General features: G+C 49.6%; 14 protein-coding genes. 5 read left to right on the forward strand and 9 right to left on the reverse strand.

Going from position 1 to position 19,454, the window contains the following annotated elements; genetic code table 11:
• Nucleotides 1-11: 11 nt before the first annotated feature.
• A complete protein-coding gene (locus NDA01_RS22145; protein ID WP_348229667.1) occupies nt 12-1,352 on the reverse strand; it encodes a pentapeptide repeat-containing protein in 1,341 nt (446 codons plus the stop codon).
• Between the two features lie 165 nt (nt 1,353-1,517).
• Entirely contained in the window at nt 1,518-4,805 is a 3,288-nt protein-coding gene (locus tag NDA01_RS22150) for a cadherin-like domain-containing protein (RefSeq protein ID WP_348229668.1), read from the reverse strand.
• Nucleotides 4,806-5,063: 258 nt separating this feature from the next.
• Between NDA01_RS22150 and NDA01_RS22155 the strand changes: the two genes are divergently transcribed.
• Nucleotides 5,064-6,839 (forward strand): N-acetylmuramoyl-L-alanine amidase family protein, encoded by a 1,776-nt coding sequence (locus NDA01_RS22155; protein ID WP_348229669.1) that lies wholly within the window; start codon nt 5,064-5,066, stop codon nt 6,837-6,839.
• Between the two features lie 82 nt (nt 6,840-6,921).
• On the opposite strand, the gene NDA01_RS22160 is transcribed toward NDA01_RS22155, so the two are convergent.
• Nucleotides 6,922-8,181 (reverse strand): alkaline phosphatase PhoX, encoded by a 1,260-nt coding sequence (locus tag NDA01_RS22160; protein ID WP_348229670.1) that lies wholly within the window; start codon nt 8,179-8,181, stop codon nt 6,922-6,924.
• A 285-nt stretch (nt 8,182-8,466) separates the two neighbouring features.
• Here NDA01_RS22160 and NDA01_RS22165 point away from each other — a divergent pair, with 285 nt between their 5' ends.
• Nucleotides 8,467-8,928: a hypothetical protein gene (locus NDA01_RS22165; RefSeq protein WP_348229671.1), complete on the forward strand. Its 462-nt coding sequence runs from the start codon at nt 8,467-8,469 to the stop codon at nt 8,926-8,928.
• 216 nt (nt 8,929-9,144) lie between these two features.
• Here the strand turns inward: NDA01_RS22165 and NDA01_RS22170 are convergent, their stop codons facing one another.
• The 3 genes from NDA01_RS22170 to argZ all read right to left on the reverse strand — a co-directional run bounded on the left by NDA01_RS22170 (nt 9,145) and on the right by argZ (nt 13,896).
• Nucleotides 9,145-10,485, reverse strand: a complete 1,341-nt coding sequence (locus NDA01_RS22170) for an alkaline phosphatase PhoX (RefSeq protein ID WP_190556914.1) — start codon at nt 10,483-10,485, stop codon at nt 9,145-9,147.
• A gap of 168 nt (nt 10,486-10,653) precedes the next feature.
• Nucleotides 10,654-11,652 carry a metallophosphoesterase gene (locus NDA01_RS22175; protein WP_348229672.1) on the reverse strand — a complete coding sequence of 333 codons (999 nt, stop codon included), beginning with the start codon at nt 11,650-11,652 and terminating at the stop codon, nt 10,654-10,656.
• 126 nt (nt 11,653-11,778) lie between these two features.
• A complete protein-coding gene (gene argZ, locus NDA01_RS22180) occupies nt 11,779-13,896 on the reverse strand; it encodes a bifunctional arginine dihydrolase/ornithine cyclodeaminase (protein WP_348229673.1) in 2,118 nt (705 codons plus the stop codon).
• A gap of 231 nt (nt 13,897-14,127) precedes the next feature.
• Here argZ and NDA01_RS22185 point away from each other — a divergent pair, with 231 nt between their 5' ends.
• Nucleotides 14,128-14,445, forward strand: a complete 318-nt coding sequence (locus tag NDA01_RS22185; RefSeq protein ID WP_348229674.1) for an MGMT family protein — start codon at nt 14,128-14,130, stop codon at nt 14,443-14,445.
• On the opposite strand, the gene NDA01_RS22190 is transcribed toward NDA01_RS22185, so the two are convergent.
• The 3 genes from NDA01_RS22190 to purM all read right to left on the reverse strand — a co-directional run bounded on the left by NDA01_RS22190 (nt 14,442) and on the right by purM (nt 16,133).
• Nucleotides 14,442-14,747: a hypothetical protein gene (locus NDA01_RS22190; RefSeq protein ID WP_348229675.1), complete on the reverse strand. Its 306-nt coding sequence runs from the start codon at nt 14,745-14,747 to the stop codon at nt 14,442-14,444. The two genes, NDA01_RS22185 and NDA01_RS22190, sit on opposite strands and share 4 nt — an antisense overlap.
• A gap of 218 nt (nt 14,748-14,965) precedes the next feature.
• Nucleotides 14,966-15,121: a hypothetical protein gene (locus NDA01_RS22195; protein ID WP_348229676.1), complete on the reverse strand. Its 156-nt coding sequence runs from the start codon at nt 15,119-15,121 to the stop codon at nt 14,966-14,968.
• Complete coding sequence (purM, locus tag NDA01_RS22200) at nt 15,105-16,133, reverse strand: phosphoribosylformylglycinamidine cyclo-ligase (protein WP_348229677.1); 1,029 nt, start codon at nt 16,131-16,133, stop codon at nt 15,105-15,107. Before purM ends, NDA01_RS22195 begins: the two co-directional genes overlap by 17 nt.
• Nucleotides 16,134-16,569: 436 nt before the next feature.
• Here purM and NDA01_RS22205 point away from each other — a divergent pair, with 436 nt between their 5' ends.
• Together NDA01_RS22205 and NDA01_RS22210 are read left to right on the forward strand one after the other, a co-directional pair.
• On the forward strand, nt 16,570-17,763 hold the full coding sequence (locus tag NDA01_RS22205) for a septal ring lytic transglycosylase RlpA family protein (RefSeq protein ID WP_348229678.1): 1,194 nt from the start codon (nt 16,570-16,572) through the stop codon (nt 17,761-17,763).
• Between the two features lie 45 nt (nt 17,764-17,808).
• Nucleotides 17,809-19,440: a bifunctional pantoate--beta-alanine ligase/(d)CMP kinase gene (locus NDA01_RS22210; RefSeq protein WP_431193489.1), complete on the forward strand. Its 1,632-nt coding sequence runs from the start codon at nt 17,809-17,811 to the stop codon at nt 19,438-19,440.
• Nucleotides 19,441-19,454 lie beyond the last annotated feature (14 nt).

Below are 19,454 nucleotides of genomic sequence, written 5' to 3' on the forward strand. Positions count from 1 at the left end.
ATTACTCTAAGTTAACGACCTAGTAGATTGGGAATGCCTTCGCAGCCGCCCATGATCGTATTTCTAGTTTTGGAGCCGCCCCAAGCACAGCAGTAGCAGCGTTGATCTTCTGACAGCTTTACTCCTGTGAGATCGGCGTTTTCTACGACTGCCCCTGTATGCAGGCCAGCGCGATAGTCAGGAGCCTCGGTGCGGCTGCGAGGCGTGGCAGTATCAAGGTTGCCATAGAACAGACGGGTGCCTTCTAGATCAGCCTTTTGCAGCTTGGCTTCATACAAAATTGCTCTGGCTAAGTTGGCTTTTACTAGGTCGCAGTTGTTGAGATTTGCCCGGACTAAATTGGCTTCGCTTAAGTCAGTCCAGCGGAGATCAGTCCCAGACAAATCTGCCCCAGCCAGCATCACCCCTAAGTCAATGACTCGGACCCCGTGAATTCGGTCTTCTTCGTAGCCGCCAACCCCATCCAAAATGGCTCGGCCCAACCGACGATCGCGCCTTAAGGGACTTAGTAGCTTGGCCCGCGAGAGAAACCGAATAATTTTGGCTTTTCCACCCGCATCCACACTGCTAAAGATGGCAGCCGTACGGCCCTCCGCGATCGCCCGTTCCTGTGGCCAATCTTCTAGCAACCCTTGGTCATCCAACACCAAATCTGAAATACCTTGGAAATAGGTGTCAATGGTTTGCTGTTGAGTAATAAGGTTCTGCTGGATTGTCAGGTCTTTGGAAATCACATACTGTCGCCAAGCAATATAAACCGCTAAAACCGCAATTAAAATCTGCCCTAACGCGCCAAAAACTTCGCCTAACGCTCCAACCGCATCCCAATTTAACTGATTGATCCAATTATTCAGGCGCTGATTGAAGCCAGTAAGTTGATAAAGACCCACCAGAGCTGCGATCAGTCCTACGGTGCCGATCCAAATCGATTGCTCTTGTCGGGGAAATAACTCGGCGATCGCAGGTTGCCAAACAGGCCACACCACCTGCAAAGACAGCAGCAAAGCCACCAAAGCCCCTGCCCAACCAAACCAAGCATTATCCAATCCAAACCCAATCAGCATGATGGCGATCGCGGCCAAGATCATGACGGAAGTAGCAGCAGTAGTCGCTGGCGAGCTACCCGGAATCCCTTTCTGAGACTGGGTATGCCGCACGACAGGCTGCCGCGACTTTTGTAACGAATTACTCGTTAGTGCCCCTAATGATTGGTTAGCCGCTAAGTTTTCTTGGTAAAGCTGATTACTCGCCGCACCATTAAGGCTGTTAGCGCCAGAGTTAGAGTCAGGTGAGCCGGGTTCCGGCGCAGACATAGGCGAGTGAGACTGAGATGAGTTGGGATTGCTGGTCATGCTGTTCAGTATGAAGCCTCAAAGACTCTGGGCATGGCTACTTGTATCCAAAATAGTAGCCAAATTTTAGGAGGGACGCGATCGCATTCGTGTTTATAAGCGAAAGCGAGGGCATACCTTCGCACACCCCCGCTGCTAATTAATCAATGCTTCAAGTGGTCGGAATTAAATTCCAGATCCGGTTCCGGGTAACGGATCGAGAACTATACCGCCGATGGCAACTGGAAGCATGGCGGTTTCGGTACCACTACTAAAGGCACTACTACCACCTATACCACTCGCGGTTAAGTCGATGGTCTCGCCATTTTGGCCATCTGTGAGATCCCAAGCGTGGAATGTAAAGGTGGCGAGGCCAAGAAAATTAGGTTCTGGCTGGAAGCGAATCAGTTCTTCGCCAGCTAATAACTGAGCTGACTTTTCTGAAACTTCAGAGATATCCGTCCAATTACTGCCATTGTCAAGGGAATACTGCCAAGTGCCGCTGGCATCATTCGCTTCTGTGATGGCAATGCCTGAGAGGGCGCCTACGTCCGAGTCCGTGACTTGGGTACCCAATAACTCAAACACCATATTACCGGGACTGTCGGTGGCAGTAGGGGCGATCGCAGTTAATAGAGGTGCAGCCTCAGGATTGAGCACAGGCGCATCATTGACTGCATTCACCCCGATGCGAACGGTGGCAGAGGCCGTAGCATTATTGCCATCTTTGACGGTGTAGTTGAAGCTATCACTACCGTTGAAGCCAGGTTTAGGCTGGTAGGTAAAGACCCCTTCCTCGCTAAAGGTGACAGTGCCTTGATCAGGCGTGGTAAACGAGACGAGGGTAAGCGGAGTATTTTCGACATCAGTATCGTTCGCAAAGGCGTTGAAGCTGGCGATCGCTGTGTCTTCATTAGTCGTCACAAAGTCATCTAGGGCGATAGGCGGAACATTCGTGTCCTTAACCACCGTGAGATTGACATTGGCTACTGCTGTCGCACCCACACCATCCCGGACAGTGTAGGTAAAGCTATCGCTGCCACTAAAGTCTGCCTTGGGCATGTACAGATACGTGCCATTGCCAAAACCCATAACACTGCCATTTGCCGGTTGCGAGAAGCTAACGATCGCCAGTGGTTCTCCTTCCACATCAGAATCGTTCGTCAGTAAGTTGGTGGCATTGAGCGTGAGCACTGTGTCTTCATTGGTGGTAAACGCATCATTGCCAACAATGGGAATGTCGTTGACCGCATTAACGGTAAGCGTGACCACAGCTACTGCCGTTGCATTATTGCTGGTGCCATCTGTAATGGTGTAAGTAAAGCTATCGCTGCCACTAAACCCAGGCTCTGGGGTGTAAAGGTAGGTATTGCCGCCTCGATCGACTAATTGCCCTTTGGAAGCAGCGGTGAAATTAGTAATCAGCAGCGGGGTGCCATCTGCATCTCGATCGTTGAGCAGCAGATTGTTGGCAGTAATAGTCAGCGTGCCATCCTCATCCAAACTAAAGCCATCTGCAGTCGCGATCGGCAAATCGTTAACTGAAGTCACGCTGAGAGTCACCGTACTACTAGCGGTGCCACCATTGCTGTCGGTAACGGTGTAAGTAAAGCTATCGCTGCCGTTGAAGTTGGAGTTGGGTGTATACAGATAAGTGCCGTTATTGTTACCCACTAAACTGCCGTTCCCAGGTTGGGTAAAGCTAGTAATGAGCAACTCTCCAACCTCTGTATCGGAGTCGTTGGCGAGTAAGTCTGTTGCGTTCAAAGTTAAAGCCGTGTCTTCAACTGTGGTCGCGGTATTGCTGCCGACAATGGGCAAGTCATTGACCGAGTTCACTACTAGGTTGGCTGTAGCGATCGCCGAACTACCATTGCTATCGGTAACGGTGTAAGTAAAGCTGGCGCTGCCGTTGAAGTTGGGGGCAGGGGTGTAGAGGTAGTTGCCGTTGTTATCTCTGGCTAAACTGCCACTTGTAGGTTGAGTAAAGCTTGTAACTGTCAGCAGTCCATCTTCAACGTCCGAATCGTTCGTGAGTAAGTTCGCTTGGGTAAAGCTGAGGGATGCATCTTCATTTGTGGTGAAGCTATCAGATCCAGGGGTCGGGGTGTCATTAACAGCTCCAACCGAGATCGTCACCGTTGCCGTAGCAGAACCGTCGAGGCCATCAGTCACAGTGTAGGTAAAGCTCTCTGTGCCATTGAAGTTGGCGTTGGGCGTGTAGACGTAAGTACCGTCACCATTCCCTACTACCGAGCCATTCGCAGGTTGGGTAAAGCCAGTAATGAGTAAGGTTTGGCCGTCAGGCTCAATGTCATTAGTAAAGAGAAGATTACTGCTAATCGTCAGTCGGGTATCTTCGCTGGTGGAGATCGTGTCGTTAGTTGCGATCGGGATATCCGGTAATGGATTCACTAAGACATTCACCGTGGCGATCGCGGTACCACCAAAGGCATCAGCCACTGTATAAGTGAAGGTATCACTACCGTTGAAGTTGAGGTTGGGTGTGTAGCTGAGGGTGCCGTCCTGATTGATGGTCACAGTGCCGTTTGCGGCTGGACCGACACTGGCGATCGCGATCGCATCACCATTGCTATCACTAATATTCAGCAAGCCATTGACGGTAATCGCCACATCTTCGTTGGTCGTGATTGCTTGATTGCCGACCACAGGAGCAGCATTCACGCCCAGACGGTTTTCCGCTTGGCCAAACAAGGCAAAATGCTCGAAAGCGCTTTTGAAGATTCCTGCTGCCACCGCTTGGGCAACATCGGCATAACGCGCCAAGTAAGCCCTCCCGTCAAAAGCTGGGCTCGGACTGCGATTTTCCCCTTGTCCAAACAAGGCAAAGTGCTCATAACCACTGTTGAAAGCACCTGCTGCTACTGCCTGAGCTACATCGAGGTTTTGGGCTAAATAGTAGTCGCTATCAAATAAGGGAATGGGGTCACGCCTCTCCACTTGCCCAAATTGCAGAAAGTGGCTCACTGCACTTGTAATCGTTCCTGCTGCCACAGCCTGAGCTACGTCAGGATTGGTGCTGAGGTAATAGTTGGTATCGAAAAACGGGCCGAAGCTCCGACTTTCTCGTTGCCCGAACTCCAAAAAGTGGTCATAGGCGCTGCTAAAGATGCCCGCTGCCACAGCCTGAGCCACATCAGGATTTTTCGCCAAATAGTAGTTGCTATCAAACAGAAAAATCGGCTCACGTCCCTCTGTCTGCCCAAACTGCACGAAATGATCAATGGCACTAGGGATAGTTCCAGCAGCGATCGCTACACCAACATCCGGGTTAGTACTGAGGTAGTGCTTGGTGTCAAAAAAAGCACTAGGATCCCGCCCCTCTAAACGACCAAACCGAGTGAAGTGATCCAGACCACTAGTGAATGCATCTGAAGCGACGGCTTGCGCTACATCAAGATTCGTCCCCAGATAATAGCTTTCGTCAAACAGCTCAGCGAAGTTTAGGCTCATAGAATTCCTCTACTCAAAGGACATGGACGGTTTTGGGCGGAAATCTACGGTATTCAAACTACGGAAATTAAAGTTAAATTTATTACCAAAGCAAACTGCTTTACAGTATTCCTTATCACTCTGCAAGAGTATCAATGCTGGTTAAAGTACCATACCAGCTAGATTTAACAATCTTTTTGTTTTTTTGATGAAGTCTTCTTACTTGCAACACAAAACCCCAGGAAGACACAATGAACAAGGCCAAGGGACAGAAAAGATATGAACAGAATTTTGGGATGGACAGCAGTTGGTGTCGGAACTTGTAGTGCCGTCTTGTGGCAAACCGTGACAATAGCAGCACAACCGCTGTACCTGGCCTACCCACCGAATAACCATGAGACCACTAGCGATCGCATTTTCTTAATTGGCACCGCTCCCCCCGATGGAGAAGTGCTGGTCAATGATCGCCCAATTCAACGCAGTACGGCAGGGCATTTCGCTCCTACGTTTCCGCTGCAAGTTGGTGAGAATTTATTCACCCTGCGCTACCAAAGCCAAACCATCCAACTCAAGGTGACTCGTCAAGCCGCTCAGTCAGAAGTGCCTACTGGATTGAATTTCGCCAAAGATTCTTTGACTCCTGCTGCGGATATTGCACATTTGCCTGGAGAATCGATTTGTTTTGGGGCGATCGCGCCACCGCAAGCTCAGGTCAGCGTCAAGCTCGGCAACCAAACGATTCCCTTACAAGCTCAAACGCAAGCAGTAAATTTGCCAGAAAACTCTGCGGTGCTGACGCAGCAAAACCAACCCTCTGTCGGCTCCGCGATCGGGCAATACCAAGGCTGCACGATCGCGACTACACCAGGAAATTTAGGCCAACCGCAATTTCAACTCAGTTCCAAAGGGGCTAGCACAATACAAGCTGCTCCTGGCAAAGTCACTATTTTGGCCCCGAATCAGCTAGAAGTGGCAGAGGTGACAGCCGAGGCAGGCACCGCTCGCACAGGCCCCAGCACTGACTACTCTCGTCTCACTCCCTTGCCGAAAGGATCACGAGCTGCGGTGACAGGCAGAGAAGGAGATTGGTTGCGCCTAGATTATGGCGCTTGGATCAACCAAAAGGAAACGCGACTGGCGTCCAGCGCAGTGCCACCGCGATCGCTGATCCGCAGCATTAGTTCTCGTCAAGTTCCAGGCTGGACAGAGGTGGTGTTTCCCTTGCAAACCCCTGTGCCTGTGAGTGTGCAACAGGGCGATCGCACTTTTACCCTCAATCTTTTCAACACCACCGCCCAGACGGACACTATCTATGTCAACCCCGATCGCCTAATTTCTCGACTGGATTGGCAACAAGTTGCTCCAACTCAGGTACAGTACACCTTGCACCTGAAGTCAGATCAACAGTGGGGTTATAAACTGCGGTACGAAGGCACCAGCTTGGTCTTGTCCTTGCGCCATCCTCCCCAAACATCTCAGAAATCTAAAAACCGATCGCTACAGGGCATCACCATCCTGCTCGACCCAGGACATGGCAGCCCCAACGATTTGGGGTCAAAGGGCCCCACCGGATATCCCGAAAAAGATGTGACGCTGGTTATTTCTAAACTGGTACGAGAGCAATTGCTCAAGCGGGGTGCCACCGTCTATATGACCCGCGAAGGCGATGAAGACCTATATCCCCAAGATCGGGTAAACCAAATTAACAAACTAGAACCCGCGATCGCTCTCAGCCTGCACTACAACGCCCTCCCAGACAACGGCGACGCGATCAAAACCAAAGGTGTTTCTACATTTTGGTACAATCCTCAAGCCAACAGTCTCGCTGTGTTTCTGCACGACTATTTAGTAGAAAAGCTCGATCGCCCTTCCTATGGAGTCTATTGGAATAACTTGGCTTTAACTCGTCCTACCGTCGCTCCTTCTGTCTTGCTCGAATTGGGCTTCATGATTAACCCAGAAGAATTCGAGTGGATTGTCGATCCCAAGGCGCAGCAGAAATTAGCTGAGGCGATTGCGACTGGGATTACCGAGTGGGTGCAGTCGAGCAAATAGTTTGGGATTCAGCGATCGCTCTTTGGCTAGGAAGGGTAGCGATCGCTGAACGAGGTCACTCAATCATCGCAGCATCAATTGCTTACCATGGACCCCAGATTGCAAAGGTGATACCTGGGGTTTGCATATTTACAAACATCGTTTGGCCATCGGGAGAGAAGCAAACTCCAGCCAGTTCTGATGTATTAAGGGCATTCCGAGCAAACTTATAAAGACTGCCACTGGGGGTGACACCTAGGATAAAGTCTGTTCCGTCGCCGTCTTCGCAGAGGAAGATATCTCGGTTTGGCACAACAACAATATTGTCAGGATTGTCTAAGACACCAGAGTTATTGGGTTCAATATAAAGCTCGACAGTATTGTTAGCGGGTGAATAGCGCCAGATCTGTCCATCTCCAGAACTACCACCGCTTTTACAGGTGAAGTAAACATAACCACCGCCGTAAAAGATCCCCTCTCCACCAGAGAATCTCGCTGCGCCTTTGTTAAATCCCTCTGTTCTAACGGTATCCGTTGAGGGGTCGGGATTCGCGATCGTCACCCAGTCCACTGCTCTAGCAGTATTTTTGGGGAAACCCGTGGCGGTATTGATTCCGGAGGAACCCGTGATCCTTAAAGCAGATAAAGTGCCGCCAGCACTCAAGTTGGTTCTTTGGTTGGGAATGAAGCGATAGAACAGCCCATCTCCTCGGTCTTCCGTCATGTAGACATACCCTGTGTTGGGGTCTACAGCAGCAGCCTCATGATTAAAACGTCCCATCGCGGTTAGCGGCACAGGTGTCACAAACGTGGTTGCGCTGCTGGGAACTTCAAATACGTAGCCGTGCCTCTTGGTATTGTTGGTTTCGAAGGTTTCCTCGCAGGTTAGCCAAGATCCTGAAGGGGTTGGACCGCCCGCACAGTTACGAATCGTTCCTGCCAATACGCCTCGATGCGATAGCAGAGTCCGAGTGGGACTCACCACCAACTTAGTGCAGCCGCCCCTCGCATTGGTGTTGTACTTCCTGGTGTTGGGAGCGCTCAAGCCATTACTAGAGGTAGGAGCGAGTTCATGGTTCCGGATGAGAACCGTATTGCCGTTGGCATCTGTAAAGGCACCCATCCCATCATGACCACCAGGTACTCTGTAACCATCGGTCATGGTTTGTCCAGTTTCAGAAAGCCTGCGATAGGTAAAACCAGCTGGTAAATCTAAGACTCCATTCGGGTCAGCCACTAAATTACCGTAAGGCCCAGCAGCGATCGAGGGCTTAGCATAAAAAGCTTCCAAAGGAGATAACAATACAGCACCCGCAGCCGATGTCCCTGCCAGGGCAAAAAATTTACGTCTTGATAGATTCACTACAGCCTCTTTGAAATTCTGAAAAGGTTGTTGCCAATAGGCAGTTTGATTATCTAGTGAAGATAGAAATTCTTAGTTTAACTAGAGGCTAAGAAAAGCTTATAAAAAGCAAAAAACTAAGTTAGAAAATATATGAATTTCTAATCACCAACTTATTATTAACAATTGCAAAGATTAAGTTAAAATCTCAAAGGTTAGATTAAAAATGAATCTTATTTACAACAAGTCTCTTGCGTTTATGCTTATGTTTGCTGTACTTATAAAGGTTCAACATGAAATATTTCAATGAAAAACCTGAGACTTCTGACAACCTCTAGTCTATTAGTAAATACTCTATTAACGAGTTTAGTAGGAAGCTATAATCACTCCGTTCTTGCCTCTCAGCAGTTTGACTACTCTACTGTCCCAAGCACTGATGCGTCAGTGTGTTATATGAGAACGACTAGTGGTTCAACCCTCAATCTCGATCGCCTCTGTGGAGAAAGAACGGTTGAAACAACTCAAACTAGAGATCAGCAATTTCTTGAAGAGTATTTAGCTCTTTTGGCAAGTTCTCCCACACTTAACCCACAGTTAAGGCAAGTAGCTCAAAACAATCCTCGCCAGATCCTTCAGGCTGCATCAGACGTGTGTAATGCGTTAAGAACAGGGACCGAAAGCACTTTCTGGAAAAATAAAACTTCAGTTGACAGAGATATTTTAGTGAATTTATCGACTGAGTACTATTGTCGTGACCTTGCCGATTAGTAGCAATACTTGAGGAGTAATTTAGTGGCCCTAAAAAGCTCCTTTGTTCAACCAATTTATTTAGAAATCAGCTAAAAAATTGCCACCTGAAAATCTTTACTGTTTCCAAGTGGCAACGATTCGCCCAAACATTAACGCAGGTGAGATGGATAAACGCGATCGCTCTCTAAAATGCCAATTCTAAAACATTAAGAGAGAGCAACTAACAAACCTAAATTAAGCTCGGCTCCAAGGTCCCCAAATAGCATAGGTAATACCAGGAGTTTGAACATTTAAGAACATGGTTTGACCATCGGGGGAGAAGCAAGCACCCGCTACCTCAGAGTCATTGAGAGCGTTACGAGCAAAGTGATAAAGTTCACCGTTGGCATTGACTCCAACTACAAAGTTGTCACCAGAGCCATCTTCACAGATGAACAAATCGCCGAAGGGAGAGACCACAATATTGTCTGGAGCTTGTAACTCAGCTTGCTGAGTAGACTCGACAAACAAGGTTAAAGTACCACCGTCTTCAGCGGTTGCACCAGGCACATACCGCCAAACTTGACCCAATCTAGCAGGGCCACCATCTGTACAGGTGAAGTACAGCTCGTTATTGCCAAACCAAATGCCTTCGCCACGGCTGAAGGTAGCAGCCCCCTTCGCACGACCCTGGAAGCGAGTACCAGTAGGAGCAGCGTCACTGACTGGATCGGGTTCGTCAATAGTGACCCACTCAGCCGCAAGAGGTTGGCCTACAGGAATCACACTGGTAGGCCGATTTCGGGTGAGCACACCTGTTGGGAAATTCTTCAGCTTAAGTGCCTGTAGAACACCACCTTGTTGTAGTTCGCCAGGTTGATTCGGGATAAAGCGGTAGAACAGGCTATCCCCGGTATCTTCGGTTTCGTAAACAATTCCAGTGCGAGGATCGATCGCCACGGCTTCGTGGTTAAAGCGACCCATTGCCTTTAAAGGAATTGGAGTAATGGCTCCTGTTGCGTTAGCAGGCACCTCGAAGTTGTAGCCGTGACGCTTAGAAACTAAGCCAGGATTTTCTTCGGGGGTAGAAGTGTTCTCTTCGGAGGTGATCCAAGAACCCCAGGGAGTTACGCCACCTGCACAGTTGCGGTATGTGCCTTGAATAGAAGGATAGTGACGGATGAGTTTGCGATCGTTACCAATCACTAGTGTAGTGGTGCCACCTTTGCACAAGGGGTCATACACAGGTGCATTTAGGTCAGAAACTTTGGTAGCAGAAGTGGGGCTGAGTTCATGATTCCGGACCAAGATGGTAGTACCTCTGGGGCCTGCAAAAGCACCCATGCCATCATGTCCTCCAGGCACCAAAGAGTTATTGCTCATGACATCTCCGGTTCGGGAGAAAGCTCGGTACTGGAAGCCACGAGGTAAGTCTAGTAAACCATTCGGGTCGGGAATCAGCGGGCCATAGCCATCGCCAAATACAGATTGACCATTCGCTTTGCGAGCATAGAGCGCCTGCAAAGGCGACATCATTACCGTACCAGCGGCACTAGCACCCGCCAGCGCAAAGAATTTACGTCGCGATAAAGCCATGTTCTACTCTCAGTTCTCAGCATGCGTCATTAGCTTAAGCAACGAATCTCATCAACTGGCAAAGGATAGATTAATCTTGGGTTAAGCAATTGCAGATTTCAATTTTTTTGCTGTATTGTTTAACACCTTTTGGCAAGATCGCTGCTGTCAAGTTGCTTTACGGAGCTACTAGTGAGCAACTAAGTTCTGCTCAACAATTTCTTGCTGAAAGCTGAAGAGATTGGGGTCTTTGAAGTCAACACTTGCCCTCAGCCAGTGGACATCTGGTGAGCCAAATGTTTCAACCCGAGTAAAGTTCTCAATGCGGCTTTGGCTGCGCGAACCAACTAAAGGCTTGTCAATGCGGAAATAGTGACTATCTCCATGCACTAAGACCACAGGCTTTTTGAAGGCGACAGTTTCAGCTTCTAAAGTCGCGAGAAAATCGTTGTACCCGGTACGGTTGGGATCGGTAGGAGCTAACTCAAACCCAGGATTGGCTTGAATAACCAGCATGATGCCTTTGCTGCCATTGCGCTGGGCGATCGCGAATCCTTCTCTTAACCAAGCTAAATTTGCCGCATTGCGCTCTTGGTATTCAGCATCGGCTTCTGGAGTGCGACCGAAATTATTGTTGCTCCCTGGAATATTCAGTCCCACAAACACAATGTTGTTGGAGATCCAGCGGACGTTTTCGCGAAATTTGCTGTATTGCGGATCGTTACTTTGGCGAGTCAGAGCGATCGTGCGTTTACCTTGACTCTGGTCACCTCGAAAGAAGATTTCCCGCAGTTTAGCCAACCGTTCTAAGGGGTCGTAGCCGCCATTGTTCGCGCGGTGGCAATCGGTCCACTCATTGTCTCCCGGCACAAAAATGAACGGATGCACAAAGGTATTGAACAAGTTGTAGCGCTGATAGAACGTTTCATCAGTGCATAGAGTCGAGCCACTCTTAAAGTCACCATCGTGAACAATGAAGGCGAGCCGTGTCTTGTTCATGTCCTGAATCAAGTTTTGGAACTTGCCTTCCTGCTCAGGGTTGTAGGGTAAGTCGCCGATCAGGCCAAAGTCAAACTTTGTGGCCGCTACACTTTCGTTGCCAAAAGGCTGGGCTTCTAACCAAGAGACCAGTCCTACAAGCAGCATTGACAACAAGGCAACCCAAATGAACCGACGGCTTCGACGCATGTTCCTTCCCTCCCACCAAGAGATGACCCTAAAAGTAGATAGCCCCACAAAAGCCAGCCTGAGGTACTACCTTAGAGTGTTTTCTTCAACGAGAGGGAAAGAAGGTATTAACGATGCGTTAAGAGTCTAGGCAGTAGCAGAAGCGAAATGATAGGGACTTGTGAGCTTATCGAGCTGCTGCACCAACAAGCTGAGGAACAAACCCACATCTGTGACCACTCCAACGGATTCGACAGAACCGCGATCGCTGAGTTTGGTAACCACGGCTGGGTTAATGTCCACGCACACCATCTTCACGCCTGCGGGAGTCATGTTGCCCACCCCAATCGAGTGCAGCATGGAAGACAGCATCAAGATTAAATCGGCTCCTTCGATCAAGCGAGCATAATCCGCCTGGGCTTGCAGCAAATCCATCTGAGTGTCGGGTAAAGGCCCATCATCCCGAATTGAGCCAGCCAGGGAGAAAGGCACGCCGTTGCGGACGCATTCGTACAATACCCCACTCGTCACTACACCTTGCTCTACAGCCTGAGGAATGTTGCCACAGCGCCGGATGGCATTGATCACCTTGAGGTGATGGCGATGACCACCGCGCACCGAAACCCCTCGCTTCATATCCACACCGAGGGAAGTGCCCATCATCGATTGCTCAATGTCATGAACGGCGATCGCATTACCGCCCAGTAGCGCTTGCACATAGCCTTGGCGAATCAGGTGGGCTAGATGCTCGCCTCCGCCTGTATGAATTACCACTGGCCCCGCCGTAACTACTACTTTGCCACCCTGGTCTCGGATTTTGCGTAACTCCCAAGCAATCTGCTCTACCACAAGCTCGACGCGGCGTTCGCTGGAAACCCCTGCTCCCATGAAGCTGAACTCTTGCACATTTCGTTGCTCGCGGGATTCTGTTTTCCGGACTGTGCGAATTCCTTCCACGCCGACAATGACGCGATCGCCTACGGCCAAATCTCGCAGCAGTTTGCATTCCGCAACTGGGCCTGTGGGAGTTGCATGCAACACGAGTGCCGCATCCATCCGCTGTTTCTGCACCTTCACCCACTGGCACTCCACGCGCACTTCTGTGGGGTAAATCGTAGTGACATAGAAGTCATCTGGAGCCACTCCTGCTTGAGTCACCACTTCATAGCTGATATCGCAAGCTTCTTGTGGAGGTGGCACAGCGCCCAAATCGATTAACTGCGTCATGATCGTTTCCATGACTTCATGGGAAGGAGCCGACACTTTGACTTCTGCGGAGGAAGTACTCTGTCGCTGTTCTCCCAAGTTGAAGTTGAGCACTTGAAAGCTGCCCCCTGCTTCCACCACTAAATCTAAAGCGCGGTTGATCAAGCCAGAGTCAAGTAAGTGACCATCTAGGCGAATCACACGGCTCTCCACCGTAGCCCTGGCATGAACTTCAGCTCGCACAGGTTCGGTGACACGCAGCGTTAAGCATTTAGCTGCACCCCCCGCTTTGAGAAATTCGGTTAGAGGTGTTTCCAGCACTTCAAAGCCTTTGTCAGCCAGACTTTGCTTCAATTCATCACTGGCTTTGTTCAAGATCACGCGATGGTCAACATTGACGGCGTTGCAGGCGAAGTTCACGGCATCGGCTTCGGCGATCGCAATCCGCTTCTCCTCAGGCACCCGCATTTCAATCACGCGATTGGAGTAGGCATCGAAAGCAGGAGGATAGTAGAGCAGATAACCTTGGCTAAGTGGGCAGAAGCAGGTATCGAGGTGATAGAAGCGCTCGTCCATCAGTCGCAGCGACAGCACTTCAATGTCTAACCACTTGGCTAAGTAAGGATGCGAATCTAGTTCGGAGCGGAAGCCGTATCCTGCCCACAACCAGCGACCCTCGCGATCGAATAGGGCATCTCCCGCCCCCTCAAACGGCAGTTCTTTCGGCAGTTCATGGACAGTGTAGCCCTTCTCAACAAACCACTGCTTGAAGAAGGGTTCTTCGCCTTGCCGTTCTTTATGGAAGAATCGACTCAACACTACGGTGTCGCCTAAGACCAAACCCCCATTGGCCGTAAATACGATATCGGGGACACCGACTTGAGGTTGGATCAAATCAACGATCGCGTATTCTTTAATCAGATGAAACAACTGATCCCATTGCTCTGCAGCGCGATCGCGAGAAGACTTGTGAACATTTCCTTCCATCCAAGGATTAATTACATAGTCCACCTCATAGTGATCCGGCGAACACATTAAAAAACGAATTGAGGAAACCATAAATCCAAAGCTCGAATGAGGAGTTGATGCAAAAACTTTAGCGAGCCTACAAGATGAAAACTGTGGTCAAACTTGCAGCTAAATAACGCTTCTCAGTCTCTAAATTCCCGTAGCAACGAGACTGGAGTCTATCTTATTATTCCTACGACCTCAGGTATTGACAAAAAAGCCAGTCTTGTAATAGGTTCCTGACTTTCTGACTGTTTCTCTCTCCAGCCTAGATCATCAAAAGTGTCTACCTACAACCGTATTTATGCGATCGTGCGTCAAATCCCCATAGGAAAAGTTGCTACTTATGGCCAGGTAGCAGAGTTAGCGGAGTTATATGGCAAAGCTCGTTTGGTAGGATACGCACTTTACCGAGTTGATAAAAATTCAGATATCCCTTGGCATCGCGTGATCAATGCCAAAGGCGAAGTTTCAGAATCACCTCTGCGCCTTGGTTCTGATTATGTGCAGCGATCGCTCTTAGAAGCAGAAGGCATCGAATTTAATGCCGAAGAAAAGATTGATTTACGGAAATATCGGTGGCAACCCACCATCCTCTAGCAACGTCGGTGCTCGGTCGGAAAAATTGATGACGCTTCAGGTTGGTTTAAAGCTGGCTGATGCAGCGATCGCAGCTCTTTCCAAACGTTGTAGCCGTTGTCAGAATTGGTGATTACAATTTGCTGGCCGTACTCCGATAACCCATAGGCCAAGGCATAAGTTTGGTTTTGGCAGGCTGCTGGAAATGACGCGACATAGCTATACAACTGGCCTCCACTTCGCATTCCCTGTCTCAGACAACCATCAGGGCTAACGAAGGTGAAGTAATGAATCAGAGTTTCAGAAATCGTCAATGGAGACATGGAAGTGTGAGATGCAGAGTTAAAGGCAGTTTAAGCAAATGCCTCTGGCTCTACAAGTAGACTTTTGCAAGATTCACGGTCTCTTAATCCAACCAAGCTGAGCGGGGTTCCTTCAGACGATTTTGGTCTTGCAATATTCAGATCTACGAGGGTCAACCAAGCTTTCAACTGTAGCTTTACTAGGAATCACAGCTTGCTGAATAAAGACTTCAAGATCACTAAATGTCATAAATATCTAAACCAACAAAAATGCGATCGCCTGTGATTAAACCAGAAAGCGATCGCCTGTGATTAAACCAGAGAGCGATCGCCTTGTCTTTATATATGCTGCAATTGCGCTGCAATCTACGAGCTGTGTTACTCTGGCAACCCAATCAATTCCCCAGCACCCGAAACCACTTCACCGATCGCATAAGCCGCAAGACTTTGCGAGGTAAACCACTGGATCGTTTGCTCGGCTTGATCAGGCGGCACAACTACGACCAAGCCAATCCCCATATTGAACGTATTAAACATGGCAACTTCGCTGACTTCTCCGGTCGTTGCCAACCACTGAAACACAGGTAAAACAGGCCAAGAGTTGGAGTTGAGGCGGACTGCTTGGCCTTCACCGAGACAGCGGGGGAGATTTTCTGGTAAGCCACCGCCCGTAATGTGAGCCAAACCATGAATCGTCAGTCCAGCCTGTCGTGCCGCCAATACGGGTTTGACATAGATCTGGGTCGGGGTGAGCAATGCCTCTGCTAAAGTTTGTCCCCCTAGTAGTTCCGGACGGTCATCCCAGCTAAAGCCGCGATCGCTGATGATTTTGCGAACCAAGCTGAACCCATTGCTGTGTACCCCTTGACTCGCTAAACCGATCGCCACATCCCCAATTTGCACTTGAGAACCATCTAGCAGTTGGCTTTTCTCCACCACACCGACGCAAAAGCCTGCCAAATCGTATTCTCCTGGCTGGTAAAAACCTGGCATTTCTGCGGTTTCTCCCCCCAGCAGCGCACAGCCCGCCTGACGGCAACCTTCACTAATTCCAGATACCACCTGAGCTAACTGCTCTGGCTCCAAATGCCCTGTCGCTAAATAATCCAGAAAAAATAGCGGTTCGGCTCCAGAAGTCAGCACATCATTGACACACATCGCCACCAAGTCAATCCCGACCGTGTCGTGACGATTTGCCACCTGAGCAATCTTTAATTTAGTACCCACGCCATCGGTGCCAGATACCAAAATCGGCTCATGATAGCCCGCCGGAATTTGAAATAAACCGCTGAAACCACCAAATTTTCCCAGTACGCCCGGTCGATAAGTGCTCTCGACCATGCCGCGAATTTGTTGCACAAAGGCTCGGCCTGCTTCGACATCAACCCCAGCTTCTCTGTAATCCATGAAACGACGTACTTCCCGTGCTAGTTGCAGGATGTATTCTACTCGCCATTGGTCTTGAGAATTTAGTCTTTCAAAATTGCTCCAAGCTAAAGTTCTGCGATCGCTAATTAGAGACTAAAACAGGTAAAAAATGATTCATATCTAGTATGAAGTTTATATAAAGTTTTGATGAAGCACACTGAAACAGCATAAACCTCAAAACCCCCTTCACAGAAGCATTTCGTCAATTTTTTCGATGTAAAGTTTTAATAAAAATCCAAACGGCTTCCGTAGCACCCTGATCCCCAGGGCCAAAACTTCGTGTTACTCTGTTGCAGTTCTATGACAGAAAGTAAATACGGAACGAGTACGAGTTGCACTAACCCATTAGACCCTGTTGTTACAGCTCATTTGCAACCTATCAATCTCGATTTTCCAGCGCCCTTTACATGGATTTATGAATCAACGATTTCGGAGTAGTGCCACTGTTGCCCTGTTGTTGGCTGCTTTATCTACACCCCTGTTAGGTTCTAATGAGCTAGCAGAAGCCATCGAACCCAGCACTGAGACCAACCTAGCGAATAGCAAGCCCACTTCAGGCCCCCCTCAGGTAGCGCCGCAATCTCCAGTAAAGCTGGCACAGTTACAGCCAACTCAAACGGCCCAGGTCGTCAAAGTTGGAGAACGTCAGTCTTCCACCACCGAGGAAAACACCCTCGTTGCCAAAATCCAAGCCCATGAAGTGGCAGGCCGTAAAGCTGCAACTCTTTATGTCCGAGATATTCCGGTTTTGACTTTCCTTACAGACCCTGAAGCGGAACCAGGAACTGAAGTTGCAGGCAGCCAAAGTTTAACCATCACTCAACCTGTCAAAGTAGCAGCCCGTCAAGCTGTGTCCCTAGAAGCTGAAGCATCCAAGCCAGTTGCATTGACCAAGACAGGCGCGATCGCTACGAACTCACCCCTAGATAGTGCTACCTCACCCAGTGCTGACGACCCCCTGTGGCGAGCGACTGCGGTTGCGGCCCAGATTAATCAAATGAGCTGGAATGGCTTGGATGCCGACAAGATTACCGTCAGTTGGGATGGTGAACCTAGCGTGACAGGCGAACCCCGCGATCGCTACTTGATCAAAGCAGACGGCAACGTCCTAGTCACCCTAGATGCAACCGCAATCACTAAACTACCTGACACCACTCGCGATTTGGCTAAAGATGCGCTTCAAGCCACCAATCGGCTAAGACGTTTGCTCGGTAACGCAGCTCCCTTGCAGGAAGTTTCAGGTCGCCCCGTGGTACGTCGTCAACAAACCGTTGCCTTCGGTTCTGTCCAATTTCAAATTAAAGGTTGGGCCTCCTGGTATGGCCCTGGTTTTGACGGCAATCGTAGTGCTAGCGGTGAAATTTTCAACCAAAATGCTCTCACAGCTGCTCATCGTGACCTACCTTTTGGCACTAAGGTGCGAGTCACCAATCTAGACAATGGGCGAACAGTAGTCGTACGTATCAACGATCGCGGTCCCTATGCCTTCGATCGCGTCATTGACCTGTCTGCTGCTGCGGCTCAGGTGTTAGGTCTAATTCATAGCGGTGTGGCTCCGGTGCGTGTTGATGTTTTAGATCAGCAAAAAACTGTCACAGCTAGCAATTAAACCGACACAGACTGGAGATGAATCCCTAAACTAGTAGGCGGAGCTTTGGTAATCAACCTAGGGGGATCGGTGCGCCTGTTTACGACGGTAGCGGGATTGCGGTGCTATCTGGAGCTACATCGATCTCAACAAGACGGGTTGAAGCTAGATCAGCCAATTAGCGATGCATCGTCTTTGGCACCTGCGGCAACCGTGGGTCTAGTGCCGACAATGGGAGCTTTGCACCAAGGCCACTTGAGCCTAATTCAACGGGCGCGCCAGGAAAATGCTCTCGTCATTGTGAGCATCTTCGTCAACCCGTTGCAGTTTGGGCCTACGGAAGATTTTCAGCAGTATCCTCGCACCCTAGAAACGGATCGGCGTTTATGTGAGCAAGCTGGAGTCGATGCCATCTTTGCCCCTACTGCTGAAGAGCTGTACGGTTCAGCCTATTGCCGTCAGCAAGAACAAGTGACTCAAGTCCTACCCCCACAGTTTATGACGGCTACTTTATGTGGTCGCTTCCGCTTGGGACACTTTCAAGGAGTGGCCACGGTAGTCACAAAGCTACTACAACTCGTCCAGCCCGATCGCGCCTATTTTGGCCGTAAAGATGCTCAGCAACTGGCAATCATTCAGCGACTCGTGCGCGACTTAAATATTCCCGTTGAAGTTGTGGGTTGTGAGACGGTGCGGGAGGCAAGTGGATTGGCTCTCAGCTCTCGCAACCAGTACCTCTCCGAGCAGGAACGTGAGCAAGCGGCGGCAATATATCGAGGTTTGCAGCGAGCAAAACAGCAATTTCAAACGGGTGAGAAAGACACGAATGCACTAATTGATGCGGTCAAGGTAGAATTGGCAACTGTGCCGATCAAACCTGAATACATTGAATTAGTGCATCCCATGACGATGGCTCCCTTAGATAAAGTTGACGAAGCAGGATTGCTGGCGATCGCAGCCCGCTTAGGCTCAACTCGCTTGATTGACAATGTGGTTTTGCAAGACCGTCAGCCGATTGTGGCGATCGATGGTCCCGCTGGAGCAGGGAAATCGACGGTGACTCGTCAGATAGCTCAGGCTTTAGGGCTGCTTTATTTAGATACGGGAGCCATGTACCGCGCTTTGACTTGGCGGGTGCTGCAATCGGGGATTGACATTCAAGATGAACCCGCGATCGCAGAACTGGTGAGCAAGTGCGAGATTCAACTCGTGCCGGGAGAAACTCCGCAAGAGCCAGTTAGAGTTTGGATTGATCAGCAGGAAGCAACAGAGGCCATTCGTGATCTAGAAGTCACCTCTAATGTCTCAGCGATCGCCGCTCAACCTGCCGTCCGAGAAGAACTGGTGAAGCAACAGCAGCGCTATGGCCGTAAAGGTGGGATCGCGATCGAAGGTCGTGATATTGGCACCCACGTTTTCCCAGATGCAGAACTAAAAATCTTTTTGACTGCTTCAGTTCAGGAACGCGCCCGTCGTCGCCAGCAAGATCTAAAAAATCAGGGCAAGGGCGACATCAGCTTAGATGAACTAGAGCGGATGATTTACGAGCGCGATCGCAAGGACAGTACTCGCACTTTGGCCCCCCTCCAAAAAGCCGTAGACGCGATCGAAATTAATACCGATGGTCTCACGATTGCTGAAGTGCGCGATCGAATTGTAGCGCTATATCACGAGCGTGTTTCCACCACCAATGCTTAGAATTGGCCTCTGAT

Source organism: Trichocoleus desertorum AS-A10, from assembly GCF_039962155.1.
GTDB lineage: Bacteria > Cyanobacteriota > Cyanobacteriia > FACHB-46 > FACHB-46 > Trichocoleus.

Coding starts and splice junctions, on each gene's coding strand:
- NDA01_RS22145 (WP_348229667.1), bottom strand. CDS start 1,352: ATGACCAGCAATCCCAACTCATCTCAGTCTCACTCGCCTATGTCTGCG.
- NDA01_RS22150 (WP_348229668.1), bottom strand. CDS start 4,805: ATGAGCCTAAACTTCGCTGAGCTGTTTGACGAAAGCTATTATCTGGGG.
- NDA01_RS22155 (WP_348229669.1), top strand. CDS start 5,064: ATGAACAGAATTTTGGGATGGACAGCAGTTGGTGTCGGAACTTGTAGT.
- NDA01_RS22165 (WP_348229671.1), top strand. CDS start 8,467: ATGAAAAACCTGAGACTTCTGACAACCTCTAGTCTATTAGTAAATACT.
- NDA01_RS22170 (WP_190556914.1), bottom strand. CDS start 10,485: ATGGCTTTATCGCGACGTAAATTCTTTGCGCTGGCGGGTGCTAGTGCC.
- NDA01_RS22175 (WP_348229672.1), bottom strand. CDS start 11,652: ATGCGTCGAAGCCGTCGGTTCATTTGGGTTGCCTTGTTGTCAATGCTG.
- argZ (WP_348229673.1), bottom strand. CDS start 13,896: ATGGTTTCCTCAATTCGTTTTTTAATGTGTTCGCCGGATCACTATGAG.
- NDA01_RS22190 (WP_348229675.1), bottom strand. CDS start 14,747: ATGTCTCCATTGACGATTTCTGAAACTCTGATTCATTACTTCACCTTC.
- purM (WP_348229677.1), bottom strand. CDS start 16,133: ATGGATTACAGAGAAGCTGGGGTTGATGTCGAAGCAGGCCGAGCCTTT.
- NDA01_RS22205 (WP_348229678.1), top strand. CDS start 16,570: ATGAATCAACGATTTCGGAGTAGTGCCACTGTTGCCCTGTTGTTGGCT.